Annotated in this window: 10 protein-coding genes; 5 read left to right on the top strand and 5 right to left on the bottom strand. The window is 71.8% G+C overall.

Annotated features, from left to right (window positions below):
* From WD250_16885 to WD250_16895, 3 genes are all read right to left on the bottom strand, one after another.
* A partial coding sequence (locus WD250_16885) for an AMP-binding protein (GenBank protein ID MEX2621891.1) occupies nt 1–962 on the bottom strand: 962 nt, incomplete at its 3' end.
* A gap of 77 nt (nt 963–1039) precedes the next feature.
* Nucleotides 1040–1702, bottom strand: coding sequence for an RNA-guided endonuclease TnpB family protein (locus WD250_16890; protein MEX2621892.1), 663 nt, complete (start codon nt 1700–1702; stop codon nt 1040–1042).
* Nucleotides 1669–2421, bottom strand: coding sequence for a helix-turn-helix domain-containing protein (locus tag WD250_16895; protein MEX2621893.1), 753 nt, complete (start codon nt 2419–2421; stop codon nt 1669–1671). Before WD250_16895 ends, WD250_16890 begins: the two co-directional genes overlap by 34 nt.
* A gap of 796 nt (nt 2422–3217) precedes the next feature.
* On the opposite strand from WD250_16895, the gene WD250_16900 reads away from it, so the two are divergent.
* The 4 genes from WD250_16900 (at nt 3218) to WD250_16915 (ending at nt 11597) form a co-directional block, all read left to right on the top strand.
* Complete coding sequence (locus tag WD250_16900) at nt 3218–6031, top strand: S8 family serine peptidase (protein ID MEX2621894.1); 2814 nt, start codon at nt 3218–3220, stop codon at nt 6029–6031.
* Nucleotides 6032–6131: 100 nt separating this feature from the next.
* The gene (locus tag WD250_16905; protein MEX2621895.1) at nt 6132–7814 is read left to right on the top strand and encodes an FAD-dependent oxidoreductase; all 1683 of its coding nucleotides are present in this window, start codon (nt 6132–6134) and stop codon (nt 7812–7814) included.
* Complete coding sequence (locus WD250_16910) at nt 7814–9622, top strand: aldehyde dehydrogenase family protein (GenBank protein MEX2621896.1); 1809 nt, start codon at nt 7814–7816, stop codon at nt 9620–9622. The genes WD250_16905 and WD250_16910 overlap by 1 nt, the downstream gene beginning before the upstream one ends.
* Before the next feature lie 52 nt (nt 9623–9674).
* Nucleotides 9675–11597 carry a cyclic nucleotide-binding and patatin-like phospholipase domain-containing protein gene (locus WD250_16915; GenBank protein ID MEX2621897.1) on the top strand — a complete coding sequence of 641 codons (1923 nt, stop codon included), beginning with the start codon at nt 9675–9677 and terminating at the stop codon, nt 11595–11597.
* Here WD250_16915 and WD250_16920 read toward each other — a convergent pair.
* Nucleotides 11591–11842, bottom strand: coding sequence for a hypothetical protein (locus tag WD250_16920; GenBank protein MEX2621898.1), 252 nt, complete (start codon nt 11840–11842; stop codon nt 11591–11593). The genes WD250_16915 and WD250_16920 overlap by 7 nt on opposite strands.
* Before the next feature lie 4 nt (nt 11843–11846).
* The gene (gene mdh, locus WD250_16925; GenBank protein ID MEX2621899.1) at nt 11847–12776 is read right to left on the bottom strand and encodes a malate dehydrogenase; all 930 of its coding nucleotides are present in this window, start codon (nt 12774–12776) and stop codon (nt 11847–11849) included.
* 172 nt (nt 12777–12948) lie between these two features.
* Between mdh and WD250_16930 the strand changes: the two genes are divergently transcribed.
* Nucleotides 12949–14965: transglycosylase domain-containing protein (locus WD250_16930; GenBank protein MEX2621900.1), on the top strand; the 2017-nt coding region annotated here is incomplete at its 3' end.

The following is a 14965-nucleotide window of genomic DNA, read 5'->3' on the forward strand; positions in this document are numbered from 1 at the left end:
CCGTACACGATGTAGCTGTGGCCGGTCACCCAGCCGATGTCGGCCGCGCACCAGTACACGTCGCGGTCGGGCTTGAGGTCGAACACGAGGCGATGCGTGGCCGCAACCTGGGTGAGGTAGCCGCCCGTGGTGTGCACGATGCCCTTGGGCTTGCCGGTCGTGCCGGACGTGTAGAGGATGTAGAGCACGTCCTCGGCGTCCATGGGCTCGGGCGGGCACTCGGTGGAGGCGTGCTCGACCAGGTCGTGGTACCAGTGGTCGCGCCCCGGGGTGAAGCCCACGTCCTCGCGCGTGCGCCGGACCACGATGCAGCGTTCGATCTTGTCGGTGTTGGCCATGGCCTCGTCGGCGGACGCCTTCAACGGCACGACCTTGCCGCCCCGGTAGGACCCGTCGGCGGTGATGAGCGTGTGGGAGTCGGCGTCCTCCACCCGGTCCACGACCGAGTTGCTGGAGAAGCCGGCGAAGATCACCGAGTGCGGCGCACCGATGCGCGCGCAGGCGAGCATCGCCACGGGTAGCTCGGGGATCATCGGCAGGTAGATCGTCACCGGGTCGCCCTTGCCAACCCCCAGGTCTTTGAGGGCGTTGGCGAACCGGGCGACCTCGTCGCGCAGCTCGGCGTAGGTGAGCGTGCGCGTATCGCCCTCGGGCTCGCCCTCCCAGTAGTAGGCGATCTGGTCGCCGTGGCCGTCCTCGACATGGCGGTCAAGGCAGTTGTCCGAGACGTTGAGCCGGCCGCCCACGAACCACTTGGCGTGCGGGGGGTTCCACTCGCACACGGTGTCCCAGCGCTGCATCCAGCGCAGCCGCTCGGCGTGGCTGACCCACCAGGCCTCGGGGTCCTTCTCGGCCTCGGTGTAGACCGCCGGGTCGTTCAGCAGCGCTCCGGCCGCGAACTCCGCGGGCGGCGGGAAGCTTCGACCCTCGCGGTAGAGGTTCTCGATCGCAGGCTCGGACATGAGGGCTGCTTCCTCCTCGACTGTCGCCGGTTCCAGGCATCGCGAGCCTACCGTTGCCGATGTGTGAGCGATACTGCTCATCTCACCAGCACCCCGTCTCGGGGTTGTTCGGCAGCCTTGTGGCTGCGTCCCTTCCGCGCTTCATGGCCACCAGCCGAGCCAGGCTCGGTCTTAGGGTCGGCTCCACGCTTGACGGCGGCCCTGACTGGGCCGACGGCGCTATCGCCCGCGGGGGGCTGCTCGTAGCGCGCGAGGTTGATGGCGGCGTTGTCGTCACGCTGATGGTTCGCATTGCACCCGTGGCAGGTCCAGTGCTGGGCCCACCCGATGTCTTGCACGCGCCCGCAGGCGTGGCAGGTCTTCGACGACGGGTACCACCGGTGTGCTGTGACCAGCCGGGATCCGTACCAGCCGGTCTTGTAGGCCAACTGGCGGCGGGTTGCGCCCAGTGCGGAGTCCGACAGGCCACGCCTGCGGGCACGAGCACCCGCCAGGCCCTTCTGGCGAAGCATCCCGGCCGCATCCAGGGCTTCGACCACGATTTCGCCGTGGGTCTTGGCGAGCCTGGTGGTCAAGGTGTGGATGTGGTGGCTGCGGATGTCAGCGATCCGCCGCTGGCGCCGGCTGATCTTGCAGTTCGTCTCGGTGTAGCGGCGGGAGCCTTGGGTGCGCCGAGACCGTTGCCGGCACAGGTGCCGCAACTCCTTCAATGCGGCTTCCAGCGGCCGGGGGTTGGGCACCGCAGGATCACCTCGCCGTCGCTGCTGGCCACGGTTGCCAGCACGCGCACGCCGACGTCGACCCCCACCCGCGAATCGGGTCTGTGGACTCGCGGCTGCTGGGGGCGTTGGATGAGCACCCGCAAGGCCACCACCAGCCGGGTGCCCTTGCGCGACACCGTGGCCGCGAGAATCCTGGCCCGGCCTTTGGCCAGGAGACGTTCCAGCCGGCGGGTGTGCTCGTGTGTGCGTACCCGCCCGATGCGAGGCAGCACCACGTGGCGGCGGTCGTGTTCGACTCTGATCGCGCCGGTGGTGAAGGTGACCCGGTCGCGGCCCTTCTTGGCGAACCTGGGGAACCCCACCGGCTTGCCGGCTCGCCTGCCCGCTCGGGAGGCCTGCCAGTTCCAGTAGCCGTTGACCGCAGCGCGGATGCCGTCAGCGAACGCCTCCTTGGAGATCTCCGGCCACCACACCTCACCCGTCACCTGGTCGACACACTCGGTGTCTTTGACCTGGTTCCACCGTTTGCGCAGCACCGCCAGCGACGGCTTCTGCGTCTGCTCGCCATTCTCCCGATACCGCGTGAGGTCGTGCTTGAGGGTACGCACAGCCCAGTTGCGGGCGTAGCGGCGGCCACCGAACTGCCGTCGCACACACGCCGCCTGCGCGTCGGTGGGATCCAGCGCGAACTGAAACGCCTGCACCCTCCAGCCATCAGGAACCTCGAACCTCGCCATGCCCATGATCATGCAACGCACCTGTGACAGACCCCGCCCTGACCGCCGCGGGGCCGATGTCTCGTTGCGCGCAGCCGACCGCCTTCACCGCCCGATTCCTCGCCCAGCGGCACCCATACAACCCGGCACACAACGACGCCGGCACCTCCACCATGTCTCCCACCAGGTCCTCGTCGACCTCCGTCGTCGTCTGACACCACCAGACAACGACCATGCCCCGAGAGCGCGGACTCCACCAGTTCGGTGTTCACCCGCCCCAGCCGGTCCCGATGCCTCGACCACCACCGCAGTCACCTTCGGATCAGCCACAAGCCTCCCCACCTTGGCGAGACCCGTTCAACCCCGGACCCGAACTCGGCCTCCCACCCCGACGACCTGACCACCCCCATCGGCAGCCCACGCCGTCAACCCGGCCACCCGCCGGTCCAGGTCGTCCTTCAGGTCATACGAGGACACCCTGGCGTACAAGCCCCACGCCAGTGCCTGTGAACAGAACTGGGCGGGCGTACCCGGCGACACCAACACCGTCCGCTGATTCACCCCCACAGCCGCAACCGCCAAGCTCCCCTCCCGTCCCGCAAACCACCGGACCGCCTGCCGGAACTAGGGTCAAGGCGACGTCCTCGCGCTGCCATCAAAGGCCACGCTGACAGCGGCCACGGCCTGACGATACTGTTGGGGTCGTCCGCCTCGAGGCGGCGGTGGCGGTTGCGCGCTTGGCGGCGGGCACGCCCATGATCGGTACGCATCACGCGGTACGCATCGGTTGTGCGACCAGGAAGGATGCCGCGTAGACATGGGGCAGCAAGCGAGCTCACTCCCGGTGGCCGCCGTGATGGCGTTGGTGCTGTCCGCCGCGGTGCTCGGCCCCGCGGCCGCCGCGCCGGCGCCCGGCCCCGGCCCCAGCGCCGCCCCGGCACCCGGCCCCAGCGGCGCCGCCGCGGTGCCCGACGAGGTGATCGTGCGGTGGTCGGGACGGGCACGCCCCGCCGCCCGGGCCGACGCGCGCGGCGACCACGGCATCGCCCACGCCCGGTCGATGCGCCGCACGGGGGTGGAGCTGCACACCATCACCTCCGGGCAGGGTCCCGCCGCCGTCGCCCTCGCGCTGACCCGCGACCCCCGCGTGGAGTACGCCCAGCCCAACTACCTGCTGCGGCCCCACGCCCCCCCGCCCGACGACCCGCTGTTCAACGACCTCTGGGGCCTGCGCAACACCGGCCAGGCCATCATCGGACAGCTGGGCCAGGCCGACATCCACACCGACGTCCTCGGGGCGTGGGACGAGACCCGGGGTGAGGACGTCCTGGTGGCCGTCATCGACTCCGGCATCGACCGGGACCACCCCGACCTCGCCGCGAACATGTGGGTGAACCCCGATCCCGGCAGCGACCCCCGCTACCCCGGCGACCTGCACGGCTGGGACTTCCGCAACCAGGACGACACGGTCTTCGACGCCGCGGAAGGCGACGAGCACGGCACCCATGTGGCGGGCACCCTCGCCGCGGTCGCCGACAACGGCGTGGGCATCGCCGGCGTCGCACCCGAGGCGACGATCATGCCGCTGAAGTTCCTGGAGTCGCGCACCGGGTCCACCTCCGACGCGATCCTGGCGATCGAGTACGCCGCGGAACGGGGCGTGCGTGTGGCGAACAACAGCTGGGGGGGACAAGCCTCCCCCAACAACGAGGCGCTGAAGGCCGCCATCGCCGCCTCCGGCATGGTGTTCGTCGCCGCCGCGGGCAACCATGGCAGCAACCTGGACAGCGCCCCCTTCTACCCCTGCAGCTTCGACCTGCCCAACGCCATCTGCGTCGCCGCGTTCGACAACCAGGGGACCCTGGCCGACTACTCGAGCTACGGCGCATCGACGGTGCACGTGGGAGCCCCCGGCAGCGCCGTGCTGTCAACGATCCCGCCCGACCCGGACACGCCCGCCGCGGGCTACGAAGAGGCCTACGACTTCTTCGACGGCACCTCGATGGCCAGTCCCCACGTGGCCGGTGTCGCCGCGCTGGTCGCCGCCGCGGGGCCTGATCTGGCGGCCTCCGAGATCGTCGCTCTCGTGAACGAGACGGTGCTGCCCCTGTCATCCCTCGAGGGGTTCACCACGACCGGGGGCATGGTGAGCGCGGCGCGCGCCGTCGCGGCGGCGTCGGGCGGCGCCGCAGCCGGGCCCCCGAGCGCCCCGCGCGACGTGCAGGCCCAGCCCGGCGCGGGCGCGGCGACCGTCGCGTGGTCGGCCCCGATCCTGGCCGGGGGCAGCCCCGTCGACGAGTACACGGTGACCGCCGCGCCCGGCGGCGCCACCGCGATGGTCGATGGCGACGCCCGCGAGGCCACCGTCACCGGTCTGGACGGCGGACAGAGCTACACCCTCACCGTCCGGGCCACCAACGCCGACGGCCGGGGCCCGCCCTCAGCCGCGTCCGAGCCCGTCGAGCCGAGCGGGTCGCCCGGCCGGCCCACAGCCGTGAGCGCGACGGCCGGCGTGGAGTCGGCCAGCGTGACCTGGGCGCCACCCGCCGACGACGGCGGCCACCCCATCACCGGCTACACCGTGACCGCCGCCCCCGGCGGCGCCACCACCACCGTCGACGGCGACGCCCGCGCCGCCACCGTCACCGGTCTGATCGGCGGGCAGGCGTACACCTTCACCGTCCGGGCGACCAACGCGGCCGGGTCGGGGCCGCCGTCGGACCCGTCGGGCCCGGTCGTCCCCCGGGGACCGCCCGGGGCCCCGACAGGCGTGACCGCCACGGCCGGACGGGCCGAGGCGACGGTGGCCTGGTCGGCGCCGACCGACGACGGCGGAAGCCCGGTCACCGCCTACACGGTGACCGCCGCGCCGGGCGGCGCCGCCGCGAGCGTCGGTGGCGACGCCCGCGCCGCCACCGTCGCCGGCCTGGCCGGCGGGCAGGCCTACACCTTCACCGTCCGGGCCACCAACGCCCACGGGGCGGGATCCGCGTCGGAGCCCTCGAACGCCGTGACCCCCCAGCCCCCGGCCGCGTGCCCGCCGGAGACCGTCCCCGGCGCCGGCTTCACCGACGTGGCAGCGGGCAGCGTGCACGCATCCGCCATCGACTGCGCCGCCTGGTACGGGCTCGCGCACGGCACCGGTGCCACCACCTACGGGCCGGGCGCCAGCGTGCGCCGCGACCAGATGGCGGCGTTCATCGGTCGGCTCGTCGCCGAGGCCGGCGTGGATCTCACCGCGGCGGGCACCCCGTTCGACGACGTGGCGGGCAACGTCCACGCGGCACACATCAACGCCCTGGCCGCCGCCGGCATCGTCCAGGGCGTGGCGCCGGGGACCTACTCGCCGGGGTCCCAGGTCACCCGCGACCAGATGGCCGCGTTCCTCACCCGCACCTACGAGTTCATCGCCGAGGCGACCCTGCCGGCACCGCCGCACGACTTCACCGACGTGGCGGGCAACGTCCATGCGACCGCCATCGCCAAGGCGGCGGGGGCCGACTTCGCGCGGGGGCTGGGCGCGGCCACCTACGGCCCCCGCGAGCCCGTGCGTCGCGACCAGATGGCCTCGTTCCTGACCAGGGTGCTGCACCGCCTGGTGGGGGACGGGTTCGCGCCGGCGCGCTCCTGAGCCACCGTGGCGGAGCGCTCCCGGCATTGGCGAGCGCCCCGGACCGACGAGTACGATCCCCACACGCCGGGGTATGCCGACCCTCGGGGAGGGACGCGGGATGAGTGCACCGGTCAAGGTTGTGTGTCTGGGCGGGGGTTGGACGGCCCTCTACGCCGCGCGGGCCATGCGCAAGGCGATCCGGCGAGGCGACATCGACCTCACGGTGGTCAGTCGCGACACCTTCCTGACCGTGCACGGGTTCATCGCCGAGATGCTGGCAGGGCGCATCCAGCCCAACCAGATCATGGCACCGGCCCGTCGGATCTTCCGTCCCGCCCGGTACCACCACGCGGAGGTCGAGCGCGTCGACCTTGACCGCCAGGAGGTCACGACCAGCCGCCTGCTCGACGGCCGGGAGCACACACTGGCCTACGACCACCTCATCCTCGGTCTTGGGTCCAAGGACGACCTCGGTGGCTACGCCGGCGCGCAGGAGCACGCGTTGCGCCTGCGCAGCTACTCCGACGCTCTCAAGACCCGCAACCACCTCATCGGGGTCCTGGAGATGGCCGACGTCGAGACCGATCCGGAGGAGCGCCGACGGCTGCTCACCTTCGTGGTCGCGGGTGGCGGCTACGGCGGGATCGAGGTCGCGACGGAGATCGAGGACTACTGCCGCACCGTCCTCAAGCGCAGCTTCCCCCACATCCGCCCGGAGGAGGCCCGCGTGGTGGTGGCCCACGCCAGCAGCGAGGTGCTGCCCGAGCTGCTCCCCCAGCACGCGAACCTGCAGCGTTACGCCGCGAGGTACCTCGCGACGACCGCCATCGAGTTCCACCCCGACACCAAGATCACGGCAGCCACGCCCGAGGCGGCCGTCCTGAGCGACGGGCAGCGGATCCCGACCCGCACCATCATCTCCTGCACCGGGATGGGGATGCCCGCCGTGATCGACGCACTGCGCCTGGCCAAGGACGAACGGGGACGGGTGGTGACCGACGACCACTGCCGGGTGCCCGGGGCGCAGGGGGTGTGGGCGGCCGGGGACTGCGCGGCGGTCCCCCACCCCGAGGAGGGCTACTGCCCGCCCCTCGCCATCTACGCCATGCACGCCGGACGCACCATCGGGCGCAACCTGACCCGCCTCGTCGGCGAGCAGCCCCTCGAGCGGTTCACGTTCACCTCCTTCGGGGACGCCTGCTCACTCGGGAACCGGCGCGCCGTCGCGCAGCTGTACGGCGTCCCCTTCTACGGCACCGTGGCGTGGGTCCTGTGGCGCATCATCTTCCTCTCCTACGTCCCGTCGTGGGACCGTCGGGTGCGCCTGCTCCTCGACTGGCTCCTCACCCCCTTCACCGGCAGGGAGCTGACGCAGCTGCGCCTCGGCGACCCCATCGGGGTGTCCCCGGAGCTGTACGAGCCAGGCCAGGTCATCGTCCGCCAGGGCGACGTCGGCCGCCGCATGCACCTGGTGTCCAGGGGCGAGGTCGAGGTCGTTCACCAGCACGAGGACGGCTCCGAGGAGCGCCTGGCGACCCTGGGGGCCGGCGACCACTTCGGCGAGGTCTCGGTCTTCCAGGGTGTCCGCAGGACCGCGACGGTGCGGGCCGTCTCGCGCGTCGAGCTGTTGACCCTCGGTGAGGACGTGGCCGTGTCCCTCAGCAACACCGCGAAGCCGTTCGGTGACGCGGTGCGCGGCCGCCTCGCGGCTTCCGGGCAGGGCGACGCGGGAACGAGCGACGCCACCGGGGAAAGTGACGGGCCCGGCGGGGCACCACGCACGCAGGAAACGGAGAGCTGATGCTCGCACTACCGGCACCACTGGACACCCTCGGACCGCAGGAGCGCTCGGCGCTCGACGCCTACCTCGAACCCATCAGCTTCGAGGCAGGCGCCACGATCTTCCTCGGTGACGACGAGGCCGACGGCTGCTACGTCATCGATGACGGCGACGTGCGCTTGGAGCTGCCCCACCCGGAGCTCGACACCGAAGGGGTGCTCGGCTACCTCGGGGCCGGGTCACTGCTCGGGGAACTGGCCCTGCTGGACCGGCTGCCCCGGTCGGCGTCGGCGTACGCGGAGACCCCCGTGCAGTCGCGCAAGCTGAGCGTGGCCGCCCTCGACGAGCTGGAGGCCGAGCACCCGAAGATCGCGACGCAGGTCATCACCGCCCTCGGCCGCGACGCCGCCCGCAAGCTGCGCGGATCCAACGCCGTGCTGGCCGACCACCTCTTCACCGACACACCCGACCCCGAAGTCGATCAGGTCGTCGGCGCTGCCAAGGCCGCGCAGACGGAGATCGCGACCTGGGACGAGCAGCGCATCGACGCGCTGCTCGAAGCCCTGGCAGGGGCGGTGGCGGAGCGCGCCGAGGAGCTGGCGCGCGAGACCGTGGAGGAGACCCACGTCGGCAACGTCGTCGACAAGACCACGAAGAACACGTTCGCCAGCCTCGGGATCTACCACGCCCTGGTCGGCAAGGCGGGGCAGGGCCAGCTCGGGGAGGTCTCGGACGCCGGCGTCGCCGAGATCGCGAGCGCGGCCGGGGTGATCTTCGCCCTGGCGCCCATGACCAACCCCGTCGCCACGGCCATCTTCAAGTCGCTGATCGCCATCAAGAGCCGCAACGCGATCATCCTGAGCTTCCACCGGGCCGCCCTCGGCGTCGGCAACAAGACCGGGGAGCTCCTCCAGGAGGTGCTGCGCTCGCACGGTGCCCCGGTGGAGCTGATCCAATGGGTCAAGGTCCGGGTGAACCGCAAGAAGACCCAACGGTTCATGGCGCACCCGGATGTGTCGCTGGTGCTCGCGACCGGCGGGCCGGGCATGGTGCGGGCCGCCTACAGCTCGGGGAACCCGGCGATCGGTGTCGGGCAGGGCAACGCGCCCACCTGGGTCGCCGCCGACGCGGACCTGCAGGCAGCGGCGCAGGCCATCGTCATGAGCAAGTCGTTCGACAACGGCCTCATCTGCGGTTCCGAGCACAACCTCGTGGTCGACCGCTCCGTCCGCGAACCCTTCCTGGAGGCCCTGGAGAGCGCGGGTGCCGCGGTGCTGCGGGATGCCGGTGAACGCGAGCGCTTCCTCGCGGCTGTGCTGACCGAGGACGGGTCGGCCTTCCGGCCAGAGGCCCTCGGTCAGACCGCGAGCCTGATCGCGGGGTTCCTCCAGATCGAGCGCGACTACGACATCAAGATCATCGTCGTGCCGACCGAGGTCGACCTGACCACCCAGATGGCGGGCGAGAAGCTGACGCCGGTGCTGTCGCTCTTCGACGTCGACGGCGACGACGAGGCGATCGCGCTGTCGAAGCAACTGCTCGAGAAGCAGGGCACGGGCCACACGGCGATCATCCACTCGAGCGACCCGTCGCGCGTGCAGCGCTTCGGCGCGGAGATGCCCGTCAGCCGCATCATCGTGAACACCGCGGGCGCGCAAGGCGTGAGCGGCATCACGACGGGCCTCGAGCCGTCGTTCACTCTGGGATGCGGGACCTTCGGCGGCACCTCGACGACCGACAACGTCGGGTTCCGCAACCTGCAGAACATCAAGCGGATGGCCTACCCCACCCCCCAGCCGGCTGAAGCCGGGGCGGTGCCAGCCGGCTGAGCCCGACGTCAGCATCTCCAGGGCGGTTGGGCGGGTGGAGGGAGGGGACGTCATGGAGGACGAAGCGCGGTGGCGGTCGCGCCGCGCGCAGTTGCGCGAGCACCTCGCCCAGCTGTTCAGCGGCCTCGACGACGACGTGACCGACCGCATCGTGGACGCCGTGGAGTGGGTCACCGTCCCGGCCGGACGGGCGGTCTTCGAGCAGGACGACGACCCGGACGGCGCCTACGTCGTGCTCTCGGGGCGGTTGCGCATCCTGCACACCGACGGTGGCGGCGCGATCACCACGATCGGACAGGTCGGGCGAGGCGAGCTCCTCGGCGAGATGGCGCTGCTCGACGGCGGGACACGCCTCGGGCGACCGGTGGCCGTCCGCGACACCGATCTCGCACGGTTGCCGCGCGCCGTCTTCGATGGCCTGATGGAGCAGCACCTCCCTGCGATGATGGGGGTGGCTCGGACCATCCTGCGCCGGGTGCGCGACCGTACCGGCGCCGACGCCCGTGGCCCGTACAGCACCGTCGTCGCGCTCCTCGCCGCCGCACCCGACGCGCCCCTCGAGGAGCTCGGGGCCGAACTGCGCGACAGCCTGGGCCGATCGGGCACGGTGTGCTACGCCAGCTCCGCCCATGTCCCATCGTTGCTCGGTGGCGACGACGCGCTCCTGCAGGACCGCACCGACCCCCTCTCCCCGCCGCGCCTGGCGCAGTGGCTGCACGACGCGGAGGATGCGCACGAGGTCGTCCTGCTCCAGACGGATCCCACCTGGACGGAGTGGACACGATGGGCGGCGGGTCAGGCGGACCACCTGATCGTGGTGGCTCGTGCGGGTGGCGACCCCCAGCCGGGAGAGGTCGAACGCCGCCTGGCCGAGTCGACCGCCGCACGCCAGCCCCGCCAGACCCTGCTGCTTCTCCACGAGGCCGGCGCCGCACGTCCCCGCCGGACGCGACCCTGGCTCGACGCCCGCACCGTGGACCTGCACCTGCATGTGCGCGCGGGCTTGCGCCCCGACATCGATCGGGTCGCCCGGCACGTGACGGGCCGAGCGGTCGGGGTGGCGCTCGGCGGCGGCGGCGCCCGCGGCTTCGCCCACATCGGGGTGCTGCGCGCGCTGGTCGAGCTCGGCATCCCGGTCGACGTCTGCGCCGGCGCGAGCATCGGGGCGGCCTTCGCGGCCGCGTACGGTCTGGGCCGACCGGTCGATGAGCTGGTGAGCTTCGCCGGGCCGCTGTTCACCGGGCTCCTGGACTACACGCCGCCGCTCGCCTCGCTCCTGCGGGCACGCCGGCTGACGCAGTCGATCGACGCGGCCCTCGGCGACCGTGACCTGGCCGACATGTGGACCCCGACGGTGGTCACCACCACGAGCCTCACCCGCGCGAGCGCGGTCGCCCACGACCGCGGGCCCGCGGCACGCCTCCTGCGCACCAGCGTGTCGATCCCCGGGGTCATGCCACCGGTGGCGCTCGGCGACGAGCTCCACGTCGACGGCGGGGTGCTCGACAACCTGCCCGTGCGCGCCGTGCGGTCACAGGCCGGTGTCGGGACCGTCATCGCGGTGGACGTGGCGCCCCACGTCGGGCCGAGCGTGACGGAGGACCACGGGCTGCACCTGTCGGGGTGGGCCCTGCTCCGCGACCGGCTGCTGCCGGGTCGCATCCCGTCCCAGGTCCCGGGGATCATGTCGGTGGTGCTGCGCTCGATGCTGGCTGCGGCCGAGCGCGAGCGCACGGAGATCATCGACGAAGGATGGGCCGATCTCTTCCTGCAGCTCGACGTCCCCGACCTGGGCCTGCTGGACTTCGAGAGCATCGTGCCGACCGCCAGGGCCGGCTACGCCCAGGCTCGCCCGCTGCTGGAGCGCTGGCTTGCGGGCTTGGACGCTCCCGACGGCAGCCCGAGGGCGGGGGCGCCGCGGTGGTCACCGCGGCAGGCCCATGCTGAACCCGGGGGGGGCAGCGCAGCTCAGTAGTCATCCCCCTGCTCGCGCACCAGGCCTTCGAGCTCGTCGCGAGCGGTGTCGCGGTCATGCTCGCTGGCCTCGTCTTGCTCCCGGCGGTCCCGAGCCAGACGGCGGACGTCCGCGAAATCGATGCCCTCGTCGGCGAGCGCGGTCAGCTCCTCCTCGCTGAGCTCCAGCTCGGGCTGTGCCGCCAAGCGGCGGCGCACCCGTTCCCCGCGGGTGGGCTCGCTGCTCTGGTTGCGGTCTCGGCTCATATCGCTACGTCACCTTCTCGAGGTCGGCTTGCTTGGCTCGGACAGCGTCCGCAGCCTCGGCGAGGGCGGCACGCTCCTCGCCGGTCAGGTCGAGCACGACGATCTCCGTGACGCCACCGCGCCCGAGTCGAGCTGGCACGCCGAGGTACACGTCGGCGATCCCGTACTCGCCGGTGACCCAGGCGCACACGGGCATGACCGCGTTCTCGTCCTGGGCGACCGCTGCCACCATGCGCGCCGCCGCCGCCGACGGCGCGTAGTACGCCGACCCGGTCTTCAGCAGCGCCACGACCTCCGCGCCACCGTCTCGGGTGGCTTGCACGATCTCCGCCAACGCGTCCGCGGCGAGGACGTCGGCGACCGGCGTCCCGTCGACGGTGGTCTGGGACGGCACCGGCACCATCGTGTCGCCGTGGGAGCCCAGGGTGAGGGCGGTCACCACCGCGGGCAGGACCCCGGCGCGCTCGGCGATCTTGTCGGCGAAGCGCGCGCTGTCCAGCATCCCTGCCTGGCCCATCACCCGTTCGGCGGGGAAGCCGGAGACCTTCCAGAACAGCGCGGTCATCTCGTCAAGGGGGTTGGACACGACGATCACCACCGCCTCCGGTGAGGTCCGCGCCACCTCGCCGGCCACGCCGCTGACGATCCGGGCGTTGTCGGCCAACAGGTCCATCCGGCTCATGCCCGGCGTGCGCGGCTTGCCGGCGGTCACCACGACGATGTCGCTGCCCGCCGTGTCGGCGTAGTCGTTGGTCCCGGTGACCGGCGTGTGGTGCCCCTCGATGGGCCGGGACTGGTTCATGTCGAGGGCCAGCCCCTGCGGCAGCCCCTCGACGATGTCGGTCAGGACGACCTCGTCGGCGTAGTCCGCTTCTGCGATCCGCTGAGCGGTGGTCGAGCCGTACTTGCCGGCGCCGACGATGGTGATCTTCACGAGGTGCTCCTCCCGTCGAGCCTGCACCGAGCACATGCCTGGAAACGTGACGGCGAGCCTACCCCGAGGGCAAGGCGGGTACCATCGCTGTACGAGCGGCGGCACCCGCCCGCCCGTTTGATCAACGGGCCACAGGGCAGGCTTGCACGGTACCCGGAGAGTTACGGACCAGATGAGCACCACGCCTGTCACCATCTTCGCGGCTCTTGTGACCGCGGTGTTCCTGCTGGGCGTGGTCGCGTGGTTCGCCGCCGGCCCGCTGATCGGGTTCGCCGCCCAGTCCGTCGAGGTCAGCGGCGACCCCGACCGGGATCTGCCCGGTCTCCGCGAACGATCCGTCGTGCGGGCGGCTGACGGCGCCCCGCTCGCGGTGCTCTCCGACGAGTTCGACCGGGAGACGGTCGAGCTCGACCGCATCCCCTCCCACGTCCGCCAGGCGGTCCTGGCCGCCGAGGACCGCCGGTTCTACGCGCACGAGGGCTACGACGTCAACGCGATCATGCGTGCCGCCTTCGCGAACGTCCAGGCGGGCGGCGTGGAGCAAGGGGCCTCCACGATCAGCCAGCAGCTGGCCCAGATCAACTTCCTCAGCGGGGAGGAGACGATCAGGCGCAAGCTCGAGGAGGTGCAGATCGCCCGCGCCCTCGAGGAGGAGTACGGCAAGGAGCTGCTGCTCGAGCGCTACCTCAACCAGGTGTACCTGGGGGCCGGCTCCTACGGGTTCCAGGCCGGGGCCCAGCAGTTCTTCGGGGTGAACGTCGAGGACCTGACCGTGGAGCAGGCTGCGCTGCTCGCCGGCATGATCCGCGCGCCCACCCACCTGGACCCCCGCACCAACCTCGGGGCCGCCACCAGGCGTCGCAACTCCGTCTTGGCGGCCATGGCCGAGGAGCGCTACATCGACCGCGCGGAGGCCAACCGGCTGGCGGAGGCGCCGGTCGACGTCGTGCCCCCCCGTGACCGCTCCCCCGACGAGCCCTATGTCGTCGAGGCCGTGAAGCGCGAGTTCTTCAACAACGCGACCTTCGGCGAGTCCGTCGAGGACCGCATCGACCTGCTCTTCACCGGCGGCGTCGAGGTGCAGACCACGGTCGATCCCCGCCTGCAGGCGGTCGCCGACGACGTGGTCTCTGCCACGTTCCCGAGCTCGGAGGGTCCGACGGCAGCACTGGTGTCGATCAACCCGGTGACGGGGGGCATCGTCGCCCTGCACGGGGGCAAGGACTTCGACGAGGTCCAGTTCGACCTCGCCACCCAGGGGCGGCGGCAGCCGGGCAGCGCGCTCAAGCCGGTCACCGCCGCCTCCGCCCTGGAGCAGGGCATCTCCCCGGATATCTCCCTGGCAGGCAGCGGTCCCGTCACCCTCGACGTCGCGGGTGCCATCGATCCCTTCGTGGCCGACAACTTCGCCGGCAGCAACTACGGGCGGGTCGACCTGCGCGCGGCGCTCGTCAACAGTGTCAACACGGCGTTCGCCGAGCTCATCATCCGATCCGGGGTGGAGGAGACCATCGAGCTGAGCCGCCAGATGGGGATCAACGTCGAGCGCGCTTTCGGCCCGGAGAACACCTGGGGTCCGGCGATCGTGCTGGGTGGTCTGACCCATGGGGTGACCCCCTTGGAGATGGCATCGGTCTACGCGGTGTTCGCGAACCAGGGCATCCATGTCCAGCCCCATCTGATCGACCGGGTCATCGACGCCGAGGGTCAGGTGCTCTTCGAGCGCGAGGAGCGCGCAGAGCAGGTGCTCGACCCGGCGGTGGCCGCGGCCATGGTGGACATGCTGACCGATGTGGTCGACCGTGGCACCGGGACCCGCGCGCAGGTGCCGGGTGTGGACGTGCTCGGCAAGACCGGCACGAACGCCAACGGCGCCGACGCCTGGTTCGTCGGGGCCTCCTCGCTCCTGTCGACGGCGGTCTGGGTGGGCCATGCCGAGGGCCAGATACCGATCCCCGACCTGACCGGAGGGTCTATCCCGGCCACGATCTGGCAGGAGTTCATGGCAACGGCGCTTGCTGACGTGGACGTCCCCCCGTTCGCCGACGACGAGCTGGACCGCAGCGCGCTGCCCGAGCCCGAGCCCGACGAGGACGACGAACTGCCGACGCCCGGAACTGCCACTCCCGCCCCGCCTCCGCCGCCCCCCCCGCCCCCGGTCCAACCGCCGCCCCCGCCACGCCCGCCAC

The sequence above is a fragment of the Egibacteraceae bacterium genome (assembly GCA_040905805.1).
Classification (GTDB): domain Bacteria; phylum Actinomycetota; class Nitriliruptoria; order Euzebyales; family Egibacteraceae; genus DATLGH01.